Origin of the sequence: Cardiobacterium sp. Marseille-Q4385 (genome assembly GCF_916618745.1) — a bacterium.
In the GTDB taxonomy this organism is placed as follows: Bacteria; Pseudomonadota; Gammaproteobacteria; order Cardiobacteriales; family Cardiobacteriaceae; genus Cardiobacterium.
The window spans coordinates 1,749,300-1,775,019 of sequence record NZ_OU745373.1 but is presented as its reverse complement, the minus strand read 5'-3'; the positions used below and the strand labels follow the sequence as shown (position 1 = coordinate 1,775,019).

21 protein-coding genes are annotated in these 25,720 nt (G+C 61.4%); 16 read left to right on the top strand and 5 right to left on the bottom strand.

The features are described from left to right. Positions 1-59: 59 nt before the first annotated feature. The 12 genes from LG374_RS08615 to LG374_RS08560 all read left to right on the top strand — a co-directional run bounded on the left by LG374_RS08615 (position 60) and on the right by LG374_RS08560 (position 10,032). Positions 60-2,066, top strand: coding sequence for a site-specific recombinase (locus tag LG374_RS08615; RefSeq protein WP_225757310.1), 2,007 nt, complete (start codon positions 60-62; stop codon positions 2,064-2,066). A gap of 180 nt (positions 2,067-2,246) precedes the next feature. Further along, on the top strand, positions 2,247-3,029 hold the full coding sequence (locus tag LG374_RS08610; RefSeq protein ID WP_225757309.1) for a beta-ketoacyl synthase chain length factor: 783 nt from the start codon (positions 2,247-2,249) through the stop codon (positions 3,027-3,029). Next, the gene (locus LG374_RS08605) at positions 3,026-3,781 is read left to right on the top strand and encodes a lysophospholipid acyltransferase family protein (RefSeq protein ID WP_225757308.1); all 756 of its coding nucleotides are present in this window, start codon (positions 3,026-3,028) and stop codon (positions 3,779-3,781) included. Before LG374_RS08610 ends, LG374_RS08605 begins: the two co-directional genes overlap by 4 nt. After that, positions 3,778-4,056 (top strand): phosphopantetheine-binding protein, encoded by a 279-nt coding sequence (locus LG374_RS08600; RefSeq protein WP_115610850.1) that lies wholly within the window; start codon positions 3,778-3,780, stop codon positions 4,054-4,056. Before LG374_RS08605 ends, LG374_RS08600 begins: the two co-directional genes overlap by 4 nt. Next, positions 4,049-4,303, top strand: coding sequence for an acyl carrier protein (locus LG374_RS08595; RefSeq protein WP_370639336.1), 255 nt, complete (start codon positions 4,049-4,051; stop codon positions 4,301-4,303). Before LG374_RS08600 ends, LG374_RS08595 begins: the two co-directional genes overlap by 8 nt. 100 nt (positions 4,304-4,403) lie before the next feature. Further along, a complete protein-coding gene (locus LG374_RS08590; protein WP_225757307.1) occupies positions 4,404-4,940 on the top strand; it encodes a transposase in 537 nt (178 codons plus the stop codon). 55 nt (positions 4,941-4,995) lie between these two features. Then, on the top strand, positions 4,996-5,532 hold the full coding sequence (locus tag LG374_RS08585) for a hypothetical protein (RefSeq protein WP_225757306.1): 537 nt from the start codon (positions 4,996-4,998) through the stop codon (positions 5,530-5,532). After that, entirely contained in the window at positions 5,529-7,103 is a 1,575-nt protein-coding gene (locus LG374_RS08580; RefSeq protein ID WP_225757305.1) for an AMP-binding protein, read from the top strand. Before LG374_RS08585 ends, LG374_RS08580 begins: the two co-directional genes overlap by 4 nt. 45 nt (positions 7,104-7,148) lie before the next feature. After that, positions 7,149-7,877 (top strand): glycosyltransferase family 2 protein, encoded by a 729-nt coding sequence (locus LG374_RS08575; RefSeq protein WP_225757304.1) that lies wholly within the window; start codon positions 7,149-7,151, stop codon positions 7,875-7,877. Next, positions 7,874-8,818: a glycosyl transferase family 2 gene (locus LG374_RS08570; RefSeq protein WP_225757303.1), complete on the top strand. Its 945-nt coding sequence runs from the start codon at positions 7,874-7,876 to the stop codon at positions 8,816-8,818. Before LG374_RS08575 ends, LG374_RS08570 begins: the two co-directional genes overlap by 4 nt. Beyond that, the gene (locus LG374_RS08565) at positions 8,793-9,239 is read left to right on the top strand and encodes a thioesterase family protein (RefSeq protein ID WP_225757302.1); all 447 of its coding nucleotides are present in this window, start codon (positions 8,793-8,795) and stop codon (positions 9,237-9,239) included. Before LG374_RS08570 ends, LG374_RS08565 begins: the two co-directional genes overlap by 26 nt. Before the next feature lie 271 nt (positions 9,240-9,510). Continuing rightward, on the top strand, positions 9,511-10,032 hold the full coding sequence (locus tag LG374_RS08560) for a hypothetical protein (protein ID WP_225757301.1): 522 nt from the start codon (positions 9,511-9,513) through the stop codon (positions 10,030-10,032). A 120-nt stretch (positions 10,033-10,152) separates the two neighbouring features. On the opposite strand, the gene LG374_RS08555 is transcribed toward LG374_RS08560, so the two are convergent. Genes LG374_RS08555 through LG374_RS08545 form a run of 3 tightly spaced genes read right to left on the bottom strand, consistent with a single transcriptional unit; the run spans position 10,153 to position 16,092 of the window. Further along, positions 10,153-11,643 (bottom strand): efflux transporter outer membrane subunit, encoded by a 1,491-nt coding sequence (locus LG374_RS08555; protein WP_225757300.1) that lies wholly within the window; start codon positions 11,641-11,643, stop codon positions 10,153-10,155. A gap of 17 nt (positions 11,644-11,660) precedes the next feature. Further along, positions 11,661-14,840 (bottom strand): efflux RND transporter permease subunit, encoded by a 3,180-nt coding sequence (locus tag LG374_RS08550; RefSeq protein WP_225757299.1) that lies wholly within the window; start codon positions 14,838-14,840, stop codon positions 11,661-11,663. Between the two features lie 10 nt (positions 14,841-14,850). Then, positions 14,851-16,092, bottom strand: coding sequence for an efflux RND transporter periplasmic adaptor subunit (locus LG374_RS08545; protein ID WP_225757298.1), 1,242 nt, complete (start codon positions 16,090-16,092; stop codon positions 14,851-14,853). Between the two features lie 146 nt (positions 16,093-16,238). On the opposite strand from LG374_RS08545, the gene LG374_RS08540 reads away from it, so the two are divergent. The 4 genes from LG374_RS08540 to LG374_RS08525 all read left to right on the top strand — a co-directional run bounded on the left by LG374_RS08540 (position 16,239) and on the right by LG374_RS08525 (position 18,687). Then, positions 16,239-16,835 (top strand): TetR/AcrR family transcriptional regulator, encoded by a 597-nt coding sequence (locus LG374_RS08540; protein ID WP_225757297.1) that lies wholly within the window; start codon positions 16,239-16,241, stop codon positions 16,833-16,835. Between the two features lie 87 nt (positions 16,836-16,922). After that, positions 16,923-17,369, top strand: coding sequence for a universal stress protein (locus LG374_RS08535; RefSeq protein ID WP_225757296.1), 447 nt, complete (start codon positions 16,923-16,925; stop codon positions 17,367-17,369). After that, complete coding sequence (locus tag LG374_RS08530; RefSeq protein WP_225757295.1) at positions 17,366-17,860, top strand: hypothetical protein; 495 nt, start codon at positions 17,366-17,368, stop codon at positions 17,858-17,860. The genes LG374_RS08535 and LG374_RS08530 overlap by 4 nt, the downstream gene beginning before the upstream one ends. A 71-nt stretch (positions 17,861-17,931) precedes the next feature. Further along, positions 17,932-18,687, top strand: a complete 756-nt coding sequence (locus tag LG374_RS08525) for an FKBP-type peptidyl-prolyl cis-trans isomerase (protein WP_225757294.1) — start codon at positions 17,932-17,934, stop codon at positions 18,685-18,687. Between the two features lie 75 nt (positions 18,688-18,762). Here LG374_RS08525 and LG374_RS08520 read toward each other — a convergent pair whose 3' ends face one another. Then, positions 18,763-20,031 (bottom strand): O-acetylhomoserine aminocarboxypropyltransferase/cysteine synthase family protein, encoded by a 1,269-nt coding sequence (locus LG374_RS08520; RefSeq protein WP_225757293.1) that lies wholly within the window; start codon positions 20,029-20,031, stop codon positions 18,763-18,765. A 502-nt stretch (positions 20,032-20,533) separates the two neighbouring features. Next, the gene (locus LG374_RS08515) at positions 20,534-25,609 is read right to left on the bottom strand and encodes an alpha-2-macroglobulin (RefSeq protein ID WP_225757292.1); all 5,076 of its coding nucleotides are present in this window, start codon (positions 25,607-25,609) and stop codon (positions 20,534-20,536) included. Positions 25,610-25,720: the final 111 nt, after the last annotated feature.

Genomic DNA, 25,720 nt, shown 5'->3' with positions numbered 1-25,720 from the left:
CAACCACGCGGTCTTCCATTAAGATTGCCGCCCCAAAAAATAGAAGGAGGACCAAGGACATGCCCGATAAAACCCTCACCCTGCGCGAACGCCGTGCCATCACCGCCTGCGATGCTGACGGCCTCATCATCCTGCTTGCCGCCGAGGAAAAAGCCCTGACCATGCTGCGCTACCTCGCCGAATGGCTGCGTCAGGGGGGTGTGGCACAAGCCAACGACCGCCTGCTTGCCTTCAACCGCGCCCTCGAAAAACGCGACGCCCCGCGTGAGCACATTGGCCGCGCCCTGCATCAATGGCTGCAAGCAATGCACGTCTATGCCAGCTTCGTCAACGTCGGCATCTTCGCGCGCACCGGCTTCCTGCATGAAACCCGCACCCTACTCTATGACCGCATCAATCCGCTGCCGGTTGACGAAAGCCAGCTGCAAGACGTACTCGATAGCGTCTTCAACGGCAGCAAAGACCTCGAATGGCTTGCCACCATCAGCCCGCTGCATTGGGTTGGCCTCTACACCCGCCTCAGCCCCGACGCCGAACAAAGCCGGCGTACCCGCCTGCTTATGCGCGACGAACTCACCTATGCGCTGGAAATGCTCGCCATCCGTCTTAGCGCCGAAGACCTTGCGCCTGACCTTATCCGTCTCGAAAAACGCCTGCTCGACATCGATTCCCCCTTCGTCTCGCTTGAACGCGAACTGGCACGGCTTATCGACAACTGGCGCAACGAACCGGACAGCCAGCCCGACGCCGACATCCTTGCCCAGGCGGACGTCCTCATCGACCAGGCGCGGCAACAACTGCATCACCTGAGCAGCCGTGCCATTGCCTCTGGCAGCTCACTGGCGACCGCGTACCTGTTAGAACGCCTCAAACAAAGCCTTGATCGCCTCGAAGCCCTGCTGGCCGTGCTTACCGCCGAAAGCAGCGAAAACGAAGCGCGACGCTGGCTGGAACTCATCAAACAGCTCATCGACAGCGGCCTGCGCCGCCGCAACATCCGCCACCTGTGGCGCAGCAGTGCCTACCTCCTCAGCCAGTCCATCACCCAGCACAAAAGCGCACACGGCGAACACTACATCGCCCGCGACTGGCGCAGCCTTGGCCGCCTCTTCGCCAGCGCGGCAGGCGCGGGGATTATCATTGCCCTGATGGCCGGGCTGAAAATCTATCTTGGCACCCTCAATATCAGCTACAACACCTACATCATGCTTTCTAGCCTGGACTACGGCATTGGCTTCGTCCTCATCTACCTCTGCCACTGCACCGTCGCCACCAAACAGCCGGCAATGACGGCCGCGCGCATGGCCGAAGCCGTGGAAAAAAGCAGCGGCGGACGGGCGGCGGCGCGGAAAATTGCCCAACTGCTCATCGACGTGAACCGCTCGCAGACCGCCGCCGTGCTCGGCAACATCACCGTCGCCATGAGCGTCGCCGCGCTCATCAGCTGGACGTATGCCGCCAGACACGGTACCGCCCTGCTTGGCAGCACGACTGCCGCCAAACAACTGCATGCCCTCAACCTGCCTGCGGCGCTTTTCTACGCTGCCATCGCCGCCGTGTGGCTCTTCTGCTCCGGCATCATCGCCGGCTATTACGATAACCGCGCCCAATACCTGCGTCTGCGCGAACGCCTGCGTGTCAACCCGCTACTGCGCCGCATCACCACAGCAAACATACGCGCGCGCATCGCCGATTTCATCCACGATAACCTGGGCGCGTTGGCCAGTAACTTCATCTTTGGCCTGTTGCTCGGCATCACCCCGTGGATCGGCAAAATCCTCGAGTTACCGCTGGACATCCGCCACATTGCCTTCTCCTCGGCAAACCTCGCCTACGCCGCCGCCAGTCAACCGCTTGGCTTTTGGGCCTTCATGCAGGGACTCATCGCCGTCATCGCCATCGGCCTCGTCAACCTCTGGGTCAGCTTCTACCTGGCGCTGCGCATCGCCCTGCGCGCCCGCGACAGCCGCTTTCCCGAACTACGCCAGTTCTACGGCGTTCTCAAAGAAGAAATCCGCCGCGACCCGAAAAGCCTCATCTTTCCGGCGGAACGCAAGGGAGTCTAAAAACCCGTCCAGCGGGATAAACACTGACCCTGCGCCAGACGGGGCAATGGTGCGTTTATGTCTGCGGTAACATTGTCTTGAGCGCGGCAGCAAGGGCAGCGGGCACCGCCCCGCCTTGCCGCCATAAGGCAAAACCGCTAGCATAAACCCATCATTAACAGGCATTAACCGCACCGTCTCATGGCATATTCCTTCCGCCTCATCGCGTGGCACGCCGTCGCCCCGCGCCTGCATACCCTTGCCGACTGGCAGCAGTGGGCGGAACACCCGGAAAGCCTGGCCGACCTCCCCGAGCGCGCCCCAGACCTCACCCACATTCCCGCCCTGCAACGCCGCCGGCTCGCCCCCGCTGCACGCCTGATGACCGCCGCCCTGCAACCGCTTACCGCCTACGGCCCCGCTCCGCTTATCTACATCTCGCACGACGGCGAAATCAACCGCAGCTTCGCCCTTTGGGACGAACTCATCCGTGCAGACACCGTCTCGCCGCTCTCCTTCGGCCTCTCCGTGCACAACGCGCTTCCTGGGCAATACTCCATCCTGCACGACGACACGAGCGAACAAACCGCCCTCTGTGCACGTGAAGCCTGCATGGAAACCGCCATCATTGAAGCCTGCGCCACCCTCGCCGATGGTGCGCCGCAAGTACGCATCGCCGTCGTCGAAAACCCGCCTGACGCTGCCCACCCGCTTGCAGGCAGCGCCCCCTTCCCCTTCGCCCTCGCCCTGCTGATCGCCCCCGGCGATAGCCACCGTCTGCACCGCAACACTACTGACTTATACCAATCCCAGAAAACAGACTGGCAAGGCGACGCGCCAATGCAGCCGGATAATTCCCTGGAATTGGCATCACGCGAAGGCAAATACTGGACGGCCCTGAACTGGATACGCGCTGAAATCCGCCATGACGCCGCGCAAACTGTCACCTGCCAGAGCGTATGCTGGCAGTGGGAGCGCCTATGAGTATGCTCAGCCGTACCTTGCGCCTCATCAGCACCCTCATCGCCTACCTCGCCTTTGGCCTGGTCGGCGCAAGTTTCGCCCTCATCCTGCCGTTTGCCCTGCGCCGCCTGCCTGAGGGACTTGCCGGCCAGCGCCGTGCCCGCCGCATCGTCGCCCGCATCTGGACGGGCTACCTCACTGCCATGCGCTGGGGCGGCATCTACCGCGTCACCTGGCATGGCCGCGAACGCCTTGGCCGTCCCGGCCAGCTCATCCTCGTCAACCATCCCTCGCTGATGGATGTGCTCTTCATGATCAGCGCCGTGCCGGAAGGCAACTGCGTCGTCAAAGCCTCACTGCTCACGAACCCCAGCATGCGCCCAGCCATCCGCGCCTGCGGCTATATCCCGAACGACGCCTCACTCGAACTCATCGAAAAAACCGCCGCCGTGCTTGCCGAAGGCCAGACCCTCATCCTCTTCCCCGAAGGCACACGCACCGGCTACGACGGCATCATCCGCTTAAATCGCGGTGCCGTCTCCATCGGCCTGCGCGGTGCACGCGTCATCACCCCGGTCATTATCCGCATGACGCCGCCCGGCCTCAAACGCGGCGACCCGTGGTACAAAATCCCGCCACGCCCCTATCACTACGACATCCGCGTCGGCGACGACATTGATCCTGAGGACTACCTGCGGCGCAAACCGCTGCCACTCGCAGCGCGCCTCTTGAACGACGACCTTACCCACTACTTCCAAAAGGAAACCACATGACAGACAACCTCAAACAACAGCTCAAAGCCCTCATCATCGACAAACTGGGGCTGGAAGACATCACCCCGGCCGACATCGGCGACGACACCGCGCTCTTCGCCGACGACGGCCTCGGTCTCGACTCCGTCGATGCCCTCGAACTCGGCCTCGCCATCCAGAAAGCCTACAACTTCCCGATGGAAAACGACGCCCAAACCCTGCGCGATCACTTCTACAGCGTCAACACCCTCGCCGCCTGGATCGAAACCAAACAAGGACAAGCCCATGCTGGATGAAGCCCAAATCTACGACATCCTGAAAACCACCCTGACCGAACTCTTCGAAATCGAGCCGGCGCGCATCCACAAAGATGCCAACCTCTACGAAGACCTCGAAATCGACAGCATTGACGCCATCGACCTCATCGACCACGTCAAACGCAAAACCGGCTACCGCCTCGTCGCCGAAGACTTCCGCCACGTGCGCACCATCGGCGACGTCATTGCCGCCGTGTTGCGCAAACAAGAGCAGGACAAAACGTAACAACCCGCACAGGGCGAATCTTGGCCCACTCCCTAGAACAACCTCCGGCGTAGGGTGGGCCTTGGCCCACCGCTAACCCGAAGCATAAAAACCCCACCGTATGCCCAACTACCGCAGAGATTACACCTTGGGCGGGTGCTACTTCTTCACCGTCGTCCTGCAAGACCGGCGGGCAGACTGGCTCATCCGCTACATAGATGCCTTCCGCGCCACTTGGCGGGCAGTCGCCGTGCACTATCCGTTCACCACTATCGCCGTCACCATCCTGCCAGAACACTTCCATGCCGTCCTGACACTACCGGAAAACGACCACGACTACTCCCGACGTCTGGGCGCACTAAAAAGCCTGTTCAGCCGCAGCATCCCGCCGACATGCCGTCAAACAAACGCCAGCAAACAAAACAAGCGGGAAAGCGGTATCTGGCAACGCCGCTTCTGGGAACACCGCATCCGTGACCGCCACGATCTCGAACGGCACATCCACTACACCTACTACAACCCAGTAAAACACGGCTACGTCCGGCGAGTTGCCGACTGGCCTTACACCTCCTTCCACCGCGACGTCAAAAACGGCCTTTTCCTGCCGGATTGGGGCGAAGCCATCGCCTCGTCAAACCAAAACCTCTATGACGACTAACCCTTCCCAACCGCATGGTGGGCCAAGGCCCACCCTACGTCCGCAAATACCATCCATGCCCATCCGCCGCCTCATCCGCCCCGCCATCTGGCTGCTCACCCTCGCCTACCCGTGGCTGTGGTACTACGGTCGCGGCGCACGCGCCCTTGCCCTCCTCATGGCCGCTGCCTGGCTGCTGCGCGCCATACTTGCGCCACGTCGCGCCGTCCGTCTCGGCGCACTGGCGCTCGCCGCCTACTTCACCGCCACCACCTTGCTTGACAACAAAAACGCGCTGACCCTCTACCCGCTCATCATCAACATCACCCTGCTCATCGCCTTCACCGCCAGCCTTATCCACCCGCCGAGCGCCATCGAGCGCCTCGCCCGCCTGCAACACCCCGATCTGCCGCCGGCAGGCGTCGCCTACACCCGCCGCGTCACACAAATCTGGTGCGGTTTCTTCATCGTGAACGGCGGCATCATCGCCACCCTCAGCCTCATCGGCGCCGAACGCGCCTGGGCGCTCTACACCGGCGTCATCTCCTACATTCTCATGGGCCTCCTCCTCGCCGGCGAATGGCTCTACCGCCGCTACCGACTCAAAACATGAACATCATCCTCACAGAAGCCCTCGCCCGCAGCCCGCATGGTGCAACCATCAGCGCTGTCGCCTGCGCCCTCGCCCCACGCCTCCGCCACCCGCAACGCCTCGCCTGCGAAAATCCGCTCACCCTTGCTGCTGCCCTCATCGCTTGCGCCATCGCCGGCGAGCCCGCCGAACTCCTGCCACGCGACGACGGTGCACCCGATACCCTGCGCGACAGCGACATTCCTCTGACGTCCGCTACCCACAGCGCGCCCCCCCTGCCACCCTTGCATGACATCCCCCTCACCCTCTCCACCTCCGGCACCACCGGCACCGGCAGCCGCGTCCCCAAAACCCTCGGCGCGATGCTGCGCGAAAGCGCGGCCCTGCTCACCCTGCCGCACTGGCCCCGCAGCGCCACCGCCCTCGGCAGCGTCCACCCGCAGCACCTCTACGGCCTCACCTTCCGCACCATTCACAGCCTCCTCGCCGGTTGGCACATCGACCCCGCCCAACACCGCTACCCCGAACTGCTGCTTGACGCCAGCCGTCGCAGCACCACTCCACAAATCTGGATCAGTACCCCGGCACTGCTGCATACCCTCGTCGCCGGACACGATCTTACCTCGTGGCGCGGCCGCGTTGCCTGCATCACCAGTGCGGGCGGCGCGCTCGACCCCGCCGTTGCCGCCACTCTGCGCGCCCAACTCGGCTGTGCCGTGCTCGACATCTACGGCAGCACCGAAAGCGGCGTCATCAGCATCGACGACGGCACGGGCCGCCGTCCGCTGCCCGGCGTTACCACCCGTCGCGATCCCGACGGCGCGCTACACGTCAAAAGCCCGTGGACCCACGGCTGGATTGCCACCGGCGACCTTGTGGACGAAGCGCACAACCTCCTCGGCAGAAGTGACCGCATCATCAAGCGCGGCGACAAACGCATCGCCCTGAATGCCCTCGAACACAGCCTGAACAGCGACCCGACCATCGCCGACAGCCACTGCGCCCTGCACCCCGACAGCGGCCACCTCTGCGCCTGGATCGCCCTTAGCGACGACGGCATCCGCGCCTGGCGTGACGAAGGCCGCCCTGCCCTGCTCGCCCGCTGGCGCGCCCTGCTCCTGCAACAGCACGACCGCCTCGCCGTGCCGAGGCATATCCGCGTCACCGACCGCCTGCCGCGCAACAGTCAGGGCAAAATCGCCCGCGCCGACTGGGAACGCGCCCTGCGCGAACCCATCCTTGCCCCCGCTTGGCAACCGGGCGAAACCGACGGCGACACCCACACCTACCGCGCCCGCGTCCCGCTTGACCTGCACTACTGCAAAGGGCACTTCGACCGGATCGCCCTCGTACCGGGCGTGGTGCAATGCCGCTGGGCGCTGGCGCTGGCCGCTCGCGACCTCGGCCTTACCGCTACCATCAGCGCCATCGAACAACTCAAATACCAACAATTCCTGCGCCCCTACGACCTCCTGACCCTCACCCTGCGCTACGACGCAGCACGCGGCAAACTGCACTTCACCTGCGACAACGGCCACGGCAAATGCGCCTCCGGCCGCATCGTTTACCGCCTGAACGACACCCCTGCCTGATGGCATTCCCGCTGACACGACCCTGCTACTACTGTGATTCCCGCCATGCACCCCATCGCCCTCATCCCCCATTACAACCACGGCGGCACCCTTGCTGCCGTCACTGCCGCCCTGCGCGCGCTCGACCTGCCCGTCCTCATCGTTGATGACGGCTCAAGCGCTGCCGATCTGGCCGCCGCGCAAGCCCTCGCCACCGGCAATCCCGCCGTCCACCTCCTCGCCCGCGCCAAAAACGGCGGCAAAGGCGCCGCCGTCAAGGACGGCATCCGCTGGGCGGCGGCACACGGCTACAGCCACGCCTTGCAGGTGGACGCCGACGGCCAGCACGACCTCGCCGACGTCGCCCGCTTCCTTGCCGCCGGACGCACCAACCCGCAGGCGCTCGTCTGCGGCCGCCCCGCCTACGGCGACGATGCACCGAAAAGCCGTCTTTATGGGCGCAAAATCACCAACTTCTGGCTGTGGGTCAACACCGGCAGTCGCGCCATCCACGACGGCATGTGCGGCTACCGCCTCTATCCCGTGGCCAGCACCGCCGCTCTCCTGCAACGACACCGCTGCGGCGACCGCATGGATTTCGACATCGAAATCCTCGTTCACCACTACCGCCACGGCACGCCGCTTGTCTGGCTCGATACCCATGTCCGCTACCAGGCGGACGGTATCTCGCATTTCCACCTCTGGCGCGACAATCTGCGCATCAGCGCCATGCACGCCCGCCTCTTTTTCAGCGGTATCCTGTGGCGGCTGCAAAAGCTATGGCACAAAGCATGAACGACAACCACTGGGCCGCGCAGCACGAACGCGGTAACCCGATCGCCCTGTGGCTAACCACGCAAATCGTGCGCCACTTCCCCGCCTGGCTGCTGCCGCTTGCCGTCGCCATCATCAGCGGCTACTACTACGGCACCAGCCCGCGTGCGCGGCGCAACATCGCCCGCTACCAGCGTCGCCTCGTCGCCAGCACCCCCGGCCTGCACCTGCCGCGATTTGCCGCCTACCGGCAAATCCGCAGCTTCGCCGAAGCGATTGCCGACCGCTTCGCCGTGTGGCAACGCCGCCTCACCTACCGTGACCTCACTGTCTCCGACCCGGACAACATCTACCACCGCATGGATCACCCCGCCGCTGGGGCGCGCGGTGAAATCCTGCTGTGCAGCCACCACGGCAACATGGAAATCTGCCGCGCGCTGGTCGCCCATCACCAACATTTCGCGCTAAACATCCTCGTCCACAACAAGCACGCCCCCGCCTACAACCGCGCCCTGCAAAAAGCGGGCGCCGACGACATCCGCATGATTCAGGTGAGCGAACTCGACGCCGCCATCATGCTTGAACTGCAACAACGCGTGGAGCGCGGCGAATGGCTGGCAATCGCTGCCGACCGCGTGCCGCTGCGCGGCGAAAAAACCGTGCGCGTCCCCTTCCTCGGCGACGATGCTGCCTTCGCGCAGGGGCCGTGGCTGCTCGCCGGACTGCTGCACACCCGCCTCAACACCCTATTCTGCCGCAAAGAGCATGGCCGCTACCACCTGCATCTCGCCAACTTCGCCACAAGCATCACCTGGCATAAAAGCACCCGCCACGCCGTCATCCGCGACGCAGCTGCGCGCTACGCCCGCCTGCTCGAAGACGAATGCCGCCGCGCACCGCTGCAATGGTTCAACTTCTACGACTTCTGGAACGACGATGAAAAACGCCCGCCTCATCCTTGAATACCCGCACCAAATCCCCTTCTTCGACGTGGACAGCATGCATATCGTCTGGCACGGTCACTACATCAAATACCTCGAACTGGCGCGCTGCGCCTGGCTCGACCGCCTGGATTACGGCTATGCGCAAATGGCGGCAGCAGGCTACGGCTGGCCCGTCGCCCAGCTCAACCTCAAATACGTCCGCCCGGCACGCTTCGGCCACCACATCATCATCCGCACCGGCCTGCGCGAATACGAAAGCTGCCTGAAACTCGACTACACCATCCACGACCGCGACAGCGGCGAATTGCTCACCAAAGCGTCCACCATGCAAATCGCGGTGCGCCTTGATAACGGCGAAACCCAGTACCAAACCCCCGCCGACTGGCAGGCCCGCATCCACGCGGCGCTGGCGCGTGAGGCAGCGGACGGGCAGTGGTAGAAAACGGGCGCATTCCGCCATAGCCGTTTCCAATAGGATCGAAACCAGGCAGCGCGCCGAAAACCGTACAGATGAGATGAGCACGGCGAGACAAGCCAACATAGTTGAATAGATAAAAAAGCGTAACAAGGCGCGTCGCCGAAGACAGTACAGATAGTACGGCAAGGCGACGCAACGCCGTTACGATTTTTTAGATGTTTAACTATACCGTATTGGTTCTCTGGGGAACGGCTATACAATGCGCACTCCGCAAACACGACACCCAAGACCGATGAAACATAAAAACCAACTGGCGCTAGCCGCCTGGAACCTGCAAGCCCTCAGCGACGACTACCGCGTCGCCGCCTTCCTCACCACCCACGAGGGCGGCGACATCCACGCCCAGGTGCGCGCCCTGCTGGAACGGCTCGCCCAGGGACAAAACGCACAAGAACAGGCCGCCGCCCTGTACGACCGCCTGATTGACTACCTCTGGCATGACAGCGGCGACGATAACGGCGAGCAAGGTGCGCTTGAACTACTCTCCGCTGTGGAAAGCCTCTGCCGCGACATCCTCTACGGCGGTGATCGCGCCCTGCGCCACGCCGAACAGGCGTTGGACTACCGCCTCGACTACTTCAATGAAAGCACAACCGACGGCGATGACAATCCCTACCCGGCCATCATCCGCGAATTGCGCGAACAGCGTAGCGGCCTTGCCAAAGCTGCCAGCAGCGGCAAAGCCCCACGCCCGATGAGCGGCGGACGGGAAAGCCTGCTGGCACTGGTAACGGTTGCTCCGCCGGCTGCCTGACGATACAGCGGCGGTTCATCCCGCCGCTTGCCTGATTGAGGGCTGAAGCCGCCCTATGCCGCTGTGTGGCGGCAAGCATATAAAAACCCGCCGGAAGGCGGGTCTTTTTATGGCTGCGTGTCAGCGTTTTTTGGTCCGGGGAGCGGCTTTATTGGCCTTCGCCGGCGTGGTGTCCTTGGCGACATCAGGCGCCGTCACGCCGTATTCGTGCAGGCCGCCGCCCATGGCGATGTAGAGGTCCACGTTGTTGGTCAGCATTTGCAGCTCGGTGGCGAGCAATCCTTGATCGCTTGCATAGCTTTCCCGCTGTGCATCGAGGCGGTCCAGCGCGGTGCTGATGCCCGCTTCAAAGCGCAGGTTTTCCAAACGCAGGCGGTCGGAAACGGCGCTGTTGCCGCGTTGTTGGGCTTCGTATTGTTCCGCCAGCGTTTGCCGCGCAGTGAGCGCGTCGGCGATTTCGTAGAAGGCGGTTTGTACGGCCTTCTGGTAGGTCTCAACGAGGATTTTTTGCTGGGCTTCGCTGATTGTCACGGCGCGGTTGAGCTTGCCGCGGTTGAAGATGGGGATGTTGATGCTGGGAGTGAAGCTCCAGCTGAGATTCGGCGCTTTGATGAGGCGGTCAAGCTCGGTGCTGCCGAAGCCGAGGTTGCCGGTGAGCGCGATGCTGGGGTATAGCGCCGCACGTGCTGCGCCGATGTCGCCGTTCGCCGCTTTGATTTTGTATTCGGCTTCGCGAATATCCGGGCGATGTTGCAGCGCGGCGGACGGGATACCGGACGGCAGGCGGATGTCGGCAAACTGGTTGCGCAAATCGCCCGCCGGCGGCAGCTGGATTTGGCTGACGGGTTTGCCGACGAGTTTCGACAGGGCATTCAGCGCCTGCTGGTGGCTACGTTCAGCCTCGCTGTAACTACTGCGCGCGCTTTCGATTTGCGCTTCGACACCGCGCAGGTCGCCCGCCGTCATCAGCCCGGCATCGAATTGCAGTTTGGAGAGGCGGTAGGTTTCCTGGCGGCTTTGCAGCACGTCTTTGGCGAGTGCCATTTGTGCTTCGCTGATGCGGGTCTGGTAGTAGGTTTTGGCGACCGCACCGATGATGCTCAGTTGTGCGGCATCGCGGGCTTCACGGGTGGCGAGGTAGGTTTGCAGGGCTTTTTCGTTCAGCGATTTGACCCGTCCGTAGAGGTCGAGTTCGTAGGCACTGGTGGCAAGTCCTACGGTCCAGGTTTCGCCAATGCGCGCCTGGCCGGTGCCGGTGAGGTCAGCCGGGGTGCGGCTGCGCGCGCGTGCGCCCTGGGCGTTCACCGAAGGCAGGTAGTCAGTGCGCTGGATGCCGTACTGGGCTTCGGCAATTTCGATGCTGAGTGCGGCGTTTTTCAGGTCGTGGTTATGCGCCAGCGCTTCGCTGATGAGTTGTTGCAGCTGCGGATCGCGGAAGTATTCGCGCCAGCCGAGGGTGTCGGCGGTGGGGGCGGCAGCATTGCCCTGTTCGCTGATGGCGACTTCCATCCAGCTTTGCGGCAGGGCGACATCAGGCTGTTCGTAGTTGGGGGCAAGGGAGCAGCCCGCCAGCCACAAGGCCAGCGGGATGGGTTTTAGCAGGGTTTTCATAGTGCGTTCCTTGTGCATCAGTAGGGCTGGTCTTCGCGGGTGGCGTATTTGTCGTGGACGCCGAGTTTGCCCGGGAAGAGTTTGCGAACGAGGACGAAAAAGATCGGAATCATGACGAGACCGAGGAAGGTGCCGATGCTCATTCCCCAGAAAACGCTGGTGCCGATGGCGCGCTGGCTCGCCGAGCTGGCGCCGCTGGCGAAGTAGAGCGGGACGACGCCGAGGATGAAGGCGAGCGAGGTCATCACGATGGGGCGGAAGCGCAGGTGCGCCGCTTGTAATGCCGCCTGGATGCGGGTTTTGCCGCCTTCTTGCAGGTCTTTGGCGAACTCGATGATGAGGATGGCGTTTTTCACGGTCAGGCCGATGATGGTGATGAGGCCGACTTTGAGGTACACGTCGTTGGCAAAGAGTTCGGCGTTTTGTCCGGCCATCACGGTATTGAACCAGTTGCGACCGAAGATACCACCGGTGGCACCGAGGACGCCGAGCGGCACGACGAGGATAACGGCAAACGGAATAGACCAGCTTTCGTACAGCGCTGCAAGGCAGAGGAAGACGGCGAGCAGACTGAAGCCGAGGACGTACATTTGCTGGTCGCCCGCACGTTGTTCTTCCAGTGCCAGCCCCGTCCATTCGAGGGCGAAGCCGGGTGGCAGGGCTTTGGTCAGCTCAACCATGGTGTTCATGGCGTCGCCGGAGCTTTGCCCCTGGGCAGCGGAGCCGGAGAGTTGCATCGCCGGGTAGCCGTTGTAGCGGGTCGCCTGCATCTGCCCCTGTTCCCAGGTGAAGTTGGCAATGGCACCCAGCGGAACCTGTCCCCCCTTGGTGTTGGGGATGTCCAGCGATTTCAGCCCTTCTTCCTGCATCCGCGTCCCGGCATCGGCCTGCACGGTCACGCGTTGCAGGCGGCCGTTGTTGGGGAAGTCGTTGATGTAGGCGGAGCCGAAGTTGGTGCCGAGGATATTGGCGATGCTGCTGATGGTGACGTTTTGCGCGTAGGCGGCGTCACGGTTGATGTCGATGCGCAGTTGCGGCGCGTCTTCCAGACCACTGGGGCGGATTTGCCCGATGATGGGATTTTTCCTCGCCATGTTAACTAACTGGTTACGCGCGGCAAGCAGTGCTGCGTGTCCCTGTCCGCCACGGTCTTCCAGCATCAAATCAAAACCGCTGGATGTACCGAGTGAAGGAATGGCGGGCGGGCTGAGGGCAAAGATGGTGGCATCCCGAATATTCATGAAACCGCCCATTAGTTTGCCGGAAATGGCGACGGCGGACTGATCGGGGCGGGTGCGCTCTTTCCAGTCTTTGAGGATGATAAAGGACATCCCCATGTTTTGCCCCGAGCCACTGAAGCTGAAGCCCTGCACAGCAAACATGTTCTTGATTTCCGGAATGCCTTTAGCGACGTTCTCCATTTCTTTGAGCTTCTCGATGGTGCGCTCGGCGGTGGCGCCGGTCGGCAGTTGCAGGCTGGCGATGACGAAACCCTGGTCTTCGTTCGGCAGGAACGAGGTGGGCAGGCGCAGGAAGAGGAAAGCGGCGCCGGCGCCAACGCCCAGATAGATGACAAACATCAGGTAGCTGATACGGATGCACTTGGCCACGGTCGCTTCATAGGCATGGGTGGCGGCTTTGACTGCGCGGTTGAACCAGCCGAAGAAGCCGCGTTTTTCGTGGTGATCATCACGCACGGGCTTGAGCATGGTGGCGCAGAGGGCCGGGGTGAGGGTCAACGCCAGGAAGCCAGAGAAGCCGATAGAGCCAGCCATGACCAGCGAGAACTGGCGGTAGATGGCACCGGTCGAGCCGGACATGAAAGCCATCGGCAGGAAGACGACGATGTTGACCAGGGTGATACCGACGATGGCGCCGGAAATCTGCCCCATGCTTTTGCGCGTCGCCTGATAGGGAGTGAGTTTTTCTTCCGCCATGAGGCGTTCGACGTTTTCCACCACCACGATGGCGTCATCCACCACAATCCCGATGACAAGCACCATTGCAAACATGGTGAGCACGTTGATGGATAGCCCCAGCGGCGCCATCAAGGCTACCGCTCCCATCAGGGAAATCGGCACGACAATGGCGGGGATAAGGGTGTAGCGGAGGTTTTGCAGGAAGAGGAACATGACGATGAAGACCAGCACCATCGCTTCCACCAGGGTGTGCAGCACTTGTTCGATGGAGAGGCTGACGAAGAGCGAGGTGTCATACGGCGCTGACCAGCTCATGCCTTCCGGGAAGTATTGTTGCAGTTCCGCCATGCGTGCTTTGACCGCTTTCGCTACTGCCACCGCGTTACCGCTGTTCGACAGTTGCACGGCCATACCGGTAGTGGATTCACCGTTCAGGCGGGCAGACGCCATGTAGGATTCCTGACCAAGTTCGACACGGGCGACATCTTTCAGGCGCACGGTAGCGCCGCCTTCGGTACTCTTCAGGACGATATTTTCAAATTCGGCGACGTTGCGCAGTTGGCCGGGGACGTTGATGACTGCCGAAAAACTTTGTCCTGGTAAAGCGGGCAGCGAGCCAAGGCTGCCGGTCGGGATGGAGCGGTTTTGCGCGGCAATCGCGGCGGATACATCGGCGGCAGAAAGGTTATAGCCGCGCAGCTTTTCCGGATTGAGCCAGATGCGCATCGCGGTTTCCGCGCCGAAAAGGCGGACGCCGCCAACACCGTCGATCCGTTGCAGTTCCGGAATGATATTGCGCTGGGCGTAGTCGCTCATTTCGCGCACGGTCAGGCTGGAATTATCGCTGCGTTGCAGGGCAACGACCATGAGGAAGTTGGCACTCTGTTTGCCGACGGTGATGCCGTTTTGCGTCACCGTGCCGGGCAGGCGGGACGTCACCTGCGACACGGCGTTTTGCACGTTGACCTGGGCAATGTCTTCATCGGTGCCGGAGACGAAGGTCAGCGACAGCGAGCCGCTGCCGCTGGCATCGGCGGTGGCTTCCATGTAGTCGAGGCCGTCGATGCCGTTCATCTCGCGTTCCATGATGGAGAGCACGGATTCTTCAATTTCGGCGGCACTCGCACCCGGATAGCGGATGCTAACGGTGATTTTCGGCGCGCTGACATTCGGATACTGCTCGACCGGCAAACGTTGCAGGGCAAGCAGGCCGGCGATAACGATAAATATCGCGACAACCCAGGCGAAAACAGGGCGGTTAATGAAAAACTTGGACATATTCCCCCCGTTACTGCGCAGCCGGTTTTTCGCCTACCGGTGTGGCGGGCTTGGCCTCAGGTTTGCCGTCGGCAGATTGCTGCGTGACTGGTTGGCTGGCGGTGGGCTGCTGCGGCAGCGGTTTGCCGTCGTCACCGTAGATGACCGGCGTAATGTGGGTCGCACCTGCCATCAGTTGCGACAGGGTGTCGACCATCACCATTTCATTCGGTTTCAGACCCTCGCCGATAATCCACTGATTCTTGCGCTCGCCGATAACTTTCACCTCACGCGAGGCAAAAGAGCCGTCTTCGGCCACGACGCGCAGCGTGTCTTTCGTGCCCCGCGTGACCGCACTTTGCGGCACGACATAAACATTTTGCAGTTGGCTTTGCGGAATATCGGCGCGTACATACAGCCCGGGTAACAATTCACCGTCGGGGTTGGGAACTTCGGCACGCAGCAAGAGTTCGCCGGTGCCGGGATCAACCGTCTGATCAGCGAAGAGCAGGCGGCCTTTGTGCGGATAAGGCGTGCCGTCATCAAACGTAATCTGCACGGAAAAATCCACGCCCTTCATCGCGCCGGACTGAAATTCCTTCTTGATACGGCGCAAATCGGCGGCAGTCTGGGTGATGTTGACGTACATCGGGTCAAGCTGCTGAATCTTGGCCATGCTCACTGTGCCATTCGGCGACACCAGCGAACCTTCGGACACATTGGACTTGCCAATCACGCCGGAAATCGGCGCCATCACCTTGGCGTACTGCACATTGATTTCCGCCTGCTTGATGCCTGCTTCCGCCGCCATGATATTGGCGGAAGCCACCTTGACCTCGGCTAACGCCTGATCATAGGTCTGGCGCGACACGGCCTTTTCCTTGACCAGCGGAGCGTAGCGGTTGGCGGTGCTTTGCGCCAGCGCCTTGTTCGCCTCGGCTTGCGCCAGTTGCGCTTTGGCCGCTTGCAAATTGGCGAGATAAACCGCGTCATCAATCTGGTAGAGCTGCTGCCCGGCGCGCACCATCGCGCCCTCTTCAAAGAGACGTTTCTGCACGATGCCGCTCACCTGCGGCTGGATTACCGCCTCACGCGAGGCTTCGAGGCGAGCCGGCAGGTTCTTCGTCTGCACCACCGTTTGTGGCTTGACGATAATGACCCCCGCTTGTGGCGGCTTCTGCTCACCGCCGTCCGGTCCCTGTTGCGCCAGCGCGGATTGCAAGCTGGCGGCGACAGCGACAGCAGCAAGCGCGTGTTTCAAACGAATCTCCATAAGTTCCTCCGGTAAAAGTTTAAAAACGGCGTCAACATGGCAGCGCCATTAAGAAAAAGCAAGCGGCGTATTATATACAAGCTTGTATGTAAAACCAGCAAGCTTGGCTATACTGCGCGGCTGGCATCCACCACACCACCACTCCCATGCGCTGGACCAAAAGCGAAGCAGAACAAACCCGCAACTCCATTCTTGACGCCGCCCTGACCCTCTTCGACGAACAGGGCTACACCCAGACCACCCTGAGCAGCGTCGCCCGCCAGGCCGGGGTGACGCGCGGGGCGATTTACTGGCATTTTGAAAACAAAGACGAAATCCTCATTGCCCTCGCCCAGGCACAATTCCACGACCTGATGCAGCAAAACGCCGATGCCGTGCGCAGACCGAACAGCTGGGAGACCATCTGCGACAACCTCATCATCTTCTTCCAAACCCTCATCCACCATCCCGCCCGTCTGCGCTTCTTCCGCGTCTTCAACCAGCACGGCTGCACCCAGCCGCTCGCCCAGCTACACCGCGACTACAAACTCATCTGGCAGCAGCAATGCCGCGAAATCGTCGAACGCGGCAAAGCCGAAGGCCGCTTCCGCACTAACACCGATCCCGACTACCTCTTTTTCCACATGGGCGTCATCTTCAGGGGCTTGGTGGAAATGTGCCTCGAAGAGCCCGACAACCCCTCGCTTGCCGCCTACATCGAACGCACCCTGAAAAATACCACCGCCATGCTGCAAACCCTGTGAACCTCACGCCGCCCATGAGGAAACGTGTTAAAATAAAAGCGTGGAAACAGCAAAAAGCCACACCCATCAACCCAACAGGAGAACGTCATGCGCTACAAAAAAGTACTACTCGTCACCGACCTGCGTGAAGACAGCGACATCGTTGCCAGCCGTGCCAAATGCATGCTGGACAGCCCTGATGCCAAACTGCGCGTCCTGCACGTTATGGAAGAAACCGTCCTCACCGCCGGCTACGAAATTGTCCCCATCATTCCGCTGAACAACAACGAAGACGAAATCATCTCCGGCGCGCGCGCCAAAATGCAGGAACTCCTGGCGCGGCACAACATCATCGCCGACGACGCCCACGTCGAAACCGCCCTCTCCACCCGACGCGGCATCCTTGATTACTGCAACAAAACCAAACCCGACCTCATCGTCATCGGTCGCCACGTCCGTACCGGCCTCGCCTCATTACTGGGCGCCACCGCTGACGACATCTTGCCCGGCGTCAACTGCGACGTCCTCGTCGTCAAACTCGGCGAACCCGTATGAGCCAATCCCCTAACGTCCAACTGTGCGCCGACATTAACCTGTCGGCGCTTTCCTCATTACTGGGCGAATACGGCCTGAAAGTCGAACTGCTGCCCGAGGATGCCGACATTCCCGGCAGCTACTGGGGGGCGCCGGAAGCCGGCCTCGTCAAAGACACCCTCTACATCCGCCCTGACACCCCCACCCATTCCGCCCTGCACGAAGCCGGCCACTGGATCTGCATGGACGACGCGCGCCGTGCCAACCTGCACACCGACGCCGGCGGCACCGTGCTAGAAGAATGCGCAGTGAACTACCTGCAAATCCTGCTTGCCGAAGCCCTACCCGACGTCGGCCGCGCGCAAATGCTCGCCGACATGACCGCCTGGGGCTACAACTACCGCGAAGGCAGCGTGTACGCCTGGCTCGACGGCGACGCCATCGATGCCATCCGTTGGCTGCAAGAACATCACCTCATCGACGCGGCGCGACAAAGAATTACCCAACCTTAAACCGCACAGTAACGCCGATTGTGGCATACTGCGCGCCGTTTTTTCACCAATCTTCCCAAGGAGAGAACGACATGACAAACCAAAAAATCCTGCTGGCAGCCGCACTCGGTGCCGTCATCGGCAGTGCGCAAGCCATCGAACTCAAAACCGACGCCGACAAAGTTGGCTACGCCATCGGCGTGGACATGGGCAGCACCGTCAAAGACATCGGCGGGCAAAACGTCAACATCGACGCCCTCATTGCCGGCCTGAAAGATGCTTACGACGGCAAAGAGCCAGCGATGAGCGCCGAAGACATGGACAAAACCATGAAAACCTTCGCTGAAGCCCGCATGAAAGATATGCAGGCCCAATACGAAAAAGAAATCGCCGCCAATGCCGAAGCGGGCAAAAAATTCCTCGATGAAAACGGCAAGAAAGATGGCGTGAAAACCACCAAGAGCGGCCTGCAATACAAAGTCGAAAAAGAAGGCAAAGGTGCCAAACCGACCGACAAAGACAGCGTCACCGTGCACTACGAAGGCCGCCTGCTCGATGGTACCGTCTTCGACAGCTCGCTGGAGCGCAAAGAACCCGTCACCTTCAGCGTGACCGACGTTATTCCCGGCTGGGTTGAAGGCCTGCAACTGATGACCGAAGGCAGCAAATACACCTTCTACATCCCCTCTAACCTTGCCTATGGCGAAACCGGTGCCCCGCCGACCATCCCGCCGAATGCCGTCCTCACCTTCGACGTCGAACTGCTGAAAGTTGGCGCCGCTGATGCCAAAGCGGCAGCTGAAGAAGGCAAGCCTGCGGAAGAAAAGAAAGACGAAGCGAAAAAATAAGCCGCTTCCGGCACATAAAAAACGGCATCCACGGGTGCCGTTTTTTTATACCCACAGGGTGCGGTCAGAACATCATCACGCCGCTGCCAGCGCCTGCTGCAAATCGGCGAGCAGGTCGTCAATATGTTCGATACCGATCGAGAGGCGCACCATATCGGCGCTGACGCCGGCGGCAGCCAGTTCATGCTCGCCCAGCTGGCGGTGTGTCGTGCTGGCGGGATGGGTGGCGAGTGATTTCGCATCACCGATGTTGACCAGACGGGTGAAGAGTTGCAACGCATCAATAAAACGTCCGCCCGCTGCGCTGCCACCCCGGATGCCGAAACTGAGCAGACCGGATGCCTGCCCGTGGAAATCGCGCATGATCAAACGCTTGTATGGACTGTCGTCCAGCCCCGGATATTTCACCCAGGCGACCTGCGGATGATTTTGCAGGAAACGGGCCACCTGCAAGGCGTTGCTGCTGTGCCGTTCCATGCGCAATGCCAGCGTTTCCAGCCCCTGCAAAATCAGGAAGGCGTTGAACGGGCTGATGGCGGCTCCCATGTTGCGCAGCGGGGCGACACGGGCACGGGCGATGTAGGCGGCAGCGCCGAAATGTTCGCGGTAATTCACGCCGTGATATGAAGGGTCAGGCGTATTCAGAATGGCAAAGCGCGGATCAGCCGACCAGTCGAAGTGGCCGCCATCGATAATTGCGCCACCCAACGATGTGCCGTGCCCGCCGATATATTTCGTCAACGATTCGACCACGATATCCGCGCCCAACGCCAGCGGGCGGCACAAGGCAGGCGAAGCGACCGTGTTGTCCACCACCAGCGGCAAGCTCTGCGCGTGCGCGGCAGCGGCCAGCGCCGGGATATCGACCACATTCACCGCCGGATTGCCGATGCTTTCGCAATAGACCAGCTTGCTGCGCCCATCCGCGAGCGCGGTTATTTCTTCGGGGTGGTCGGGATCAAAGAAACGCACGTCAATGCCCTGACGCGGCAGGGCGTGCGCGAACAGGTTGAAGGTGCCGCCGTAGAGTGTTTTCGCGGCGAGAATATTGTCGCCCGCCTCGGCGATAGTCTGTATCGCATAGGTCACCGCCGCCATGCCGCTTGCCACAACCAGCGCGCCGATGCCGCCCTCGATGGCGGCAAGCCGCTGCTCCAGCACATCGGTGGTGGGGTTCATGATGCGGGTGTAGATGTTGCCCGGCACGTTCAGATTGAAGAGATCGGCACCATGCTGCGTGTCGTCGAAGGCGTAGCTGGTGGTCTGATAGACCGGCACGGCAGCGGCTTTGGTGGTCGGGTCGGGCTGATAACCGGCATGGATGGCCAGGGTTTCGAGGTGCATAGACGGCTCCTGTTGCGAGGGATGTTAAGTAGCGGGAATGTACGCGTCCGGCTGGGGCAAGTCAAAAGGGAGTGCATGGCAGGAGGAAAAAGCCCGCCAAGCGGCATAAATACTGGCCTCGCCAAGCGGCGTCATTACTGGGCCCGCCAAGCGACGTAAATGCTGAACCTACCAAGCGGCATCATTACTGGGCTTGCCAAGCGACGTGTACTGGCCCCGCCAAGCGGCGTCGTTACTGGGATCGCCAAGCGGCGTGATTACTGGGTCCGTCAAGCGGCGTGATTACTGGGTCCGTCAAGCGGTGTCATTACTGGGTCCGTCAAGCGGCGTGGTGACTGGGTTTGCCAAGCGGCGTCATTACTGGGCCCGCCAAGCGGCACGGTTGCTGGGCCCGCCAAGCGGCGTCATTACTGGCCTCGTCAAGCGGCGTGGTTGCCGGGTTTGTGAGATATGGAAAAACCGCCCCGGAGGGCGGTTTTTTTGTGGGTTGTTAAGCGGCTGCTTACTGGATGTTGATGGTTTGTGCCGCCTGACGGGCGTGTTCTTCCGGGCGGTACATGTTTTCCAGGGACGCGCCAGGGGCGTGCCAGGTGCCGGCGCCGGTCGTTCTGCCGTAGATGGTGTAGCTGAACGGTTGCGGTTTGCCGTAGGCGGTAAAGGCGGCAATGTGGCGGTCGTCGCGGTTTTCCCGGTACTGGTAGCGCATGACGCTGTCGTCTTCGTCATCCCCACCGGCGTCGTTCGGGTTATCGCGCAGGGCGCTCAGTTTGATGCCTGCCGGAACGGGGTAGGTGTAGATGAGGTCGCTCTGGCTGCCGCTGTTATCCGCGAGTTTCGGGGTGAAGGTCGCGGTGATGCTGATGTCGGTGTTGTTCGGCAGTTTGGCCGGATCGAGCACGGTGCCGTTTGCATCTTCGTAGCGCAGGGTGATTTCCCAGCCGTTGTTGTCCGCTTTGTCCGCAGGCGGGGTGTGCAGGTCTTGTGCATCCAGCCACAGGGCGTCTTTACCCGGATTGGTGATGCGCACCGCGCCGTTGTATTCGCCTTTTTCGAGGTCGGCGAGAGTTGCTTTTTTGCCGTTGATTTCGATCGGGGTGTCAGCGGCAAGTTTGGGCGCGAGAGCGGCGAGGCGCACCAGCCAGGCGAGTTCCTGGGTGCTGTGGTAGCGGTCATGCGCGAGCGCAGTAGCGAGTTTGTCACGCTCGATGTCGCGCAGGCGGCTGATGGTTTCTTGGGTTTGCTGCGGGTCGTTGCTGATGTTTTGCCACAGGATTTCGAGTTGTTTCAGGCGAACGAGGTTGTGTGCGGCGAGGCTGGTCGCGCTGCCGTAGGCATAGCTCGTCGCATCATCGTCCGTGCTGCCGCCAGCCAGGCGTTCGCTCGCGGTCTGGTATTCGCCGAGCAGGGCGAGGGCGGTCGCGATGTCGAGGCTGTCGCTGAGGCTGAGTTGGTCGCCAGCTTCACGGTGGTAACGCAGGAGGTTGCCGCGTATGGGTTCTTCGGCATACGCCAGGGTGTAGTAGGCGTAGCTGTCTTCATGCGCGGTTTCGGGGCGATAGCTGCCGTCGTTGCCGCTGCGCAATTGGCCGAGCAGGCGGGTGAGTTGTGACGGGTTCAGCAGTTCCTGGCGTTTTTGCAGCTGGATGAGGGCTTCGCCGATGTAGGCGGTGAGCCAGCGGTTTTCTTTGCCGTAGCCCCACAGGCTGTAGCTGCCGTCCCAGTGTGCAAGGTTGGCCAGGCGGTTTTCAGCGGCGTGGATGGCGTCACGATCGGCTTTTTCGGCGCCGATGAGTCCCCACAATTTGCCGGTGGTTTGTTCGCTGCAACCCAGCGGGTAGTCGGCGAGTTGTTGCTGGTACGGCGTCGGGTTGTAAGGGATGCCGCTGTTCAGACTGAGGCGGGCGTCACGCAGGTCGCTGTATTCGAGGGTGGCGCCACCATCCAGGCGTTGGTACTGGGTACGCACTTGCGGCAGGGCAGCTGCACGGATGGGGATGCGCCGTTCGAGGCTCTGGGTGTTGTCTCCGCTGATTTCTGCCTTGATGTGGGCATCGCCGCTCGCGGTAACGCGGTAGGGGTAGCTGAGGGTGACGGTCTGGTCGGGCTCGAGGGTAGTTTCCGGAATGGCTTCGCCCGCGAGTTCGAGGTTATCGGCAGTCAGGTTGATTTTGAGGTTCTGCGCTTTGTCGGTGGTGTTGTGCAGGCGCAGGGTGAAGGTGCCGCTGTCGTCCGCGCTCAGGAAGCGCGGGGTGTGCAGTTCGGCGACGACCGGCGCTTTGATGATAGCGGTTTCTTCGACGGTACCGGCTTTGTCTGCGTTGTAGGCGGCGGCCATGACGCGCAGGCGGCCGTTGTAGTGCGGCACAGGCATGGTGTAGTTCACGTTGCCGTCGGCATCGACTTTGAGCGGCCCGCTCCACGCGCTGATGAGGTCGATATCGAGATCAGGCAGGTCGGCAAGAGCCGCGCGTTCACTGGCGGCAGCACCGTCAGCACCGCTGCGCAGGGCGGCAAGGCGGGCGTCGGTCTGGCGGATGATGCTGCCGAAGGTGTCGTAGAGGGCAAGGGTGGGTTGTTTTTTGCCGAAGAAGGCTTCGAGCGGGTCGGTGAAGCTCGGCGCGGCGATTTGGTAGAGGCCGTCGTCAATGATGGCGAGGTTGACCCAGGTGTTGTCGCCCGCTTCGGGGACGTGGACGCCAACGGTGTAGGGTTGTTCTGGCAGCGGGTTTTCCGGCAGTTTGAGTTGCGGCACGAGGCGACGGTCAGCCAGGTCGGCACCGACCCAGTAGAGGCCGACGGCGCGACGGTTGTGATCGTTGGCGTTGTCGTTCCAGGCGTTCGCCAGCAGCCAGACGCCTTGTTCCCACTTGTCTTGCCATGGGATCTGGATTTGGCCTTTGCCGTTTTTAAGTTCGAGTTCGTGGTTTTCGGCGATGCTGTCACGGCTGGCGACTTTGACGGTAGCTTTGCCGTCAAACGGCGCTTGTACGTTGACGGTGAGGGTGTCGCCTTTTTTGTAGGTCGGCTGGTTGGTGGCAAGCGTGATGGTCGCTGGGCTGTTCTGGTTGGGGTCGCCATACCAGCCGCGCGCAATTTCAAGGCTGGCGGCGCTGGCCGGGGTTTTGCCGCGCACTTCGAGGACGTAGATGCCGTCGCCGTCAAAGGGCAGGTCCAGGTTGGCCGGGGTTTTGCCGTCGGTGTTGATGCTGCCTTTTTTCAGCGGTTCGCGGCTGTCGTTGTTTTCGTATTTCCACTCGCCTTCGCTGTTGTACCAGTACCAGTTGCGTTCGACGCGGTAGAGCGTCCATTCGAGGGTGTCAGCTTGTTGGGCACCTTTGTCGTCGATGGCGGCGATTTGTGCGCCGTTTTCGCCTGCTTTGAGGGCAATGTAAGGAGCGGTGCGCGGCAACGGCGCGGTTTGGTTGGCGCTGATGGTGCTGCCATCCGGCGCGGTGAGGCGAACCTCGGCGTAGAGGGCTTGCGGGCGGGTACCGGCGGGGCGGTCCAGTGCCCCGATGGTGATACGGCGTTTGCCGTCTTTGTCGGTGTCGCCGTTTTCGATTTTCTGCTTATTGCCACTGAGCTCGGCTTCGTCGTGACGGCCAATCTGCCAGCCTGTCCATTCGTCGTGGGTTTTCGCGAAGTCGTCGTTGGTGATGTTCCATTGGCCGTCGGTCAGGAGGTTGGCGGCAGGCGCCCCGTAGAGCCAGTCGGCGCTGTAAGCGAGTTCGGCTTTGTTTTCTTCGGCTTTGACGGCGAGTTTGTTTTCGATTTGTTGCGGGACGATGCTATCCACGAGGTAGGTTTCATCCACAACAATGGTGCCGCCTTTGCCGAGGCTGATGCGGATGTTCCAGTTACCCAGGCGCGCGGTGGCGGGGATTTCGGCGCTGTAGCGGTAGGCGCCGCTCGCGTCAGCTTCCAGCAGTTGGCTGTGCACGAGGGTGCCGTCCGGACGGTAGATGTCCAGCCACAGCGGGGTGTCGCTGAAGGCTTTGCCGTCCGGGGTTTTGAAGAGCCACAGGGCGTTGAGGGTGTCTTTCGGGCGGTAGGCACCGCGATCGTGCCAGGTCCAGTGGTCGAGGGTCGGATTGGCTTGCTTGTCGCCATTCGCGCCTTTGTCCGAGAGGTCGATGCCTTGTCCGGCAACGCGCAGGTAGGCGAGGTGGTGTTCTTTTTGGCTGATGATGTGGCTGGGGGCGTCCGCGTCTTTGCCACTGGTTTGCGCGCGGGTGAAGCGGGCGATGCCCTGGCCGTCGGTTTCGGCTTCGCCGAGGATACGGTTGTTTTGGGCGTAGAGGGTGACTTTCTGATGGGCGACGGGGGCGCTGGTCTTCAGGTCGCGCAGTTCGGCAAGGATGCCGTCGCGGGTCTGGTAGGCGGTCAGGCCCTGGTCAGTGACGGTGAAGCCAAGCAGGGTGCTCTGATAGCTGTCTTCGTCACGTACGCTGAGGACGTACACGCCTGCGCGGGCATCATCCCCCGCCATGTCTTTGAAAGCGAGGCGGCTCTGCGTGATGGCGTTGCGCTCGCTTTTTTCCGGTTCGAAGCTGCCTTGCCAGATAAGGCTGGCGTTGTCGTTAAGGTCGTATTTTTCGAAGCTGTCGGGGTTATCAATGGCGTTGTGCGCGTCGCCGGCGAGGTTGTTACCGGGAATTTGCCACAGTTCGACGTTGATTTTGCCGCCGGTGTTCGCGGTTTCGATGGTCAGCGCGGCGTCCGGGGTGAGTTCGAGGGTTTTGCCACGGGTAGCGAAGCGTACCAGCGGCGCGCGGTCGCCGGTGTCGACGGTGCGCTCAATCGCCATGCCGAGTTCCATGTGGTTCTGGGCGGCGAGTTTGGGATCGATTTTGAAGGTGTATTCGGTCTGCCACTGGCCGGTATAGCAGAGTTTATCGCCAGCATAGCGGCCTTCGCCTTCGGGCGCGGGGGTGACGCTGATGTACTGTTTCCAGTTTTGCAGCGGCTCGGCGAGGACGGGGTTATTAAATTCAAGGCAGATACGCGGTTTGTCCTGGTTGTTGTCGCTGTCGATGCTGCTCAGGTTGAAGGCAAAACGCTCGCGCAGATAGGAATATTGTTTGCGCTGTTCTTCGCTGTACTGGCCGCTCAGTTTATCGAGAGCAGCAATGGCAAAGGGGATGCTGTCGCTGTCGTCGCGCATGATGGTTTCGTAGAGGGCGAGGGTGTCGTCAATATAGGCGCTTTGCGAGCCACGCACATCAGGCGAAGCGGCAAGCAGGGCGCGGTAGGCAGTTTCTTGTGCGTTATCGTTGTAGCTGATGCGGTTGATAAGTTTGCCCAGTAACTCCGCCCTGTTTTGCAAGCGGGCATAACTCTTGATCTCAGGTGCTCCTTTTTTGGCTTTGCTGTATTTGGCATTGGCCAGCCAGGCGCGGATGTCTTCGTTGGCGAATTTGGCGACGGGGCCACTGCCTTTTTGCAGGTATTGGTCAATGTCAGCTTCGGCTTTGGCGCGGGCGGCAGCGAGGGTTTTATCGTCCCAACGCGGCGCAGCGTGGGCGGTGAAAACGAGGGCTGCGGCGATAGCGGCAGCGAGGTGGTTTTTGAAGTTCATGGGGCATCCCGTTGGGTGTGTGGAAAATGGTGTGCATTTTAGCAAATATGTATTGATTTTTCGGGATATCTCGTGAAGTGAGCCCCGGTGGCATGGCGGAAAATCCGCACC

What these genes read in the sequence shown, in the direction of transcription:
- LG374_RS08615 (WP_225757310.1), top strand. Translation starts at nt 60, where the DNA reads ATGCCCGATAAAACCCTCACCCTGCGCGAACGCCGTGCCATCACCGCC.
- LG374_RS08610 (WP_225757309.1), top strand. Translation starts at nt 2,247, where the DNA reads ATGGCATATTCCTTCCGCCTCATCGCGTGGCACGCCGTCGCCCCGCGC.
- LG374_RS08605 (WP_225757308.1), top strand. Translation starts at nt 3,026, where the DNA reads ATGAGTATGCTCAGCCGTACCTTGCGCCTCATCAGCACCCTCATCGCC.
- LG374_RS08600 (WP_115610850.1), top strand. Translation starts at nt 3,778, where the DNA reads ATGACAGACAACCTCAAACAACAGCTCAAAGCCCTCATCATCGACAAA.
- LG374_RS08590 (WP_225757307.1), top strand. Translation starts at nt 4,404, where the DNA reads ATGCCCAACTACCGCAGAGATTACACCTTGGGCGGGTGCTACTTCTTC.
- LG374_RS08585 (WP_225757306.1), top strand. Translation starts at nt 4,996, where the DNA reads ATGCCCATCCGCCGCCTCATCCGCCCCGCCATCTGGCTGCTCACCCTC.
- LG374_RS08580 (WP_225757305.1), top strand. Translation starts at nt 5,529, where the DNA reads ATGAACATCATCCTCACAGAAGCCCTCGCCCGCAGCCCGCATGGTGCA.
- LG374_RS08575 (WP_225757304.1), top strand. Translation starts at nt 7,149, where the DNA reads ATGCACCCCATCGCCCTCATCCCCCATTACAACCACGGCGGCACCCTT.
- LG374_RS08570 (WP_225757303.1), top strand. Translation starts at nt 7,874, where the DNA reads ATGAACGACAACCACTGGGCCGCGCAGCACGAACGCGGTAACCCGATC.
- LG374_RS08565 (WP_225757302.1), top strand. Translation starts at nt 8,793, where the DNA reads ATGAAAAACGCCCGCCTCATCCTTGAATACCCGCACCAAATCCCCTTC.
- LG374_RS08560 (WP_225757301.1), top strand. Translation starts at nt 9,511, where the DNA reads ATGAAACATAAAAACCAACTGGCGCTAGCCGCCTGGAACCTGCAAGCC.
- LG374_RS08555 (WP_225757300.1), bottom strand. Translation starts at nt 11,643, where the DNA reads ATGAAAACCCTGCTAAAACCCATCCCGCTGGCCTTGTGGCTGGCGGGC.
- LG374_RS08550 (WP_225757299.1), bottom strand. Translation starts at nt 14,840, where the DNA reads ATGTCCAAGTTTTTCATTAACCGCCCTGTTTTCGCCTGGGTTGTCGCG.
- LG374_RS08545 (WP_225757298.1), bottom strand. Translation starts at nt 16,092, where the DNA reads ATGGAGATTCGTTTGAAACACGCGCTTGCTGCTGTCGCTGTCGCCGCC.
- LG374_RS08540 (WP_225757297.1), top strand. Translation starts at nt 16,239, where the DNA reads ATGCGCTGGACCAAAAGCGAAGCAGAACAAACCCGCAACTCCATTCTT.
- LG374_RS08535 (WP_225757296.1), top strand. Translation starts at nt 16,923, where the DNA reads ATGCGCTACAAAAAAGTACTACTCGTCACCGACCTGCGTGAAGACAGC.
- LG374_RS08530 (WP_225757295.1), top strand. Translation starts at nt 17,366, where the DNA reads ATGAGCCAATCCCCTAACGTCCAACTGTGCGCCGACATTAACCTGTCG.
- LG374_RS08525 (WP_225757294.1), top strand. Translation starts at nt 17,932, where the DNA reads ATGACAAACCAAAAAATCCTGCTGGCAGCCGCACTCGGTGCCGTCATC.
- LG374_RS08520 (WP_225757293.1), bottom strand. Translation starts at nt 20,031, where the DNA reads ATGCACCTCGAAACCCTGGCCATCCATGCCGGTTATCAGCCCGACCCG.
- LG374_RS08515 (WP_225757292.1), bottom strand. Translation starts at nt 25,609, where the DNA reads ATGAACTTCAAAAACCACCTCGCTGCCGCTATCGCCGCAGCCCTCGTT.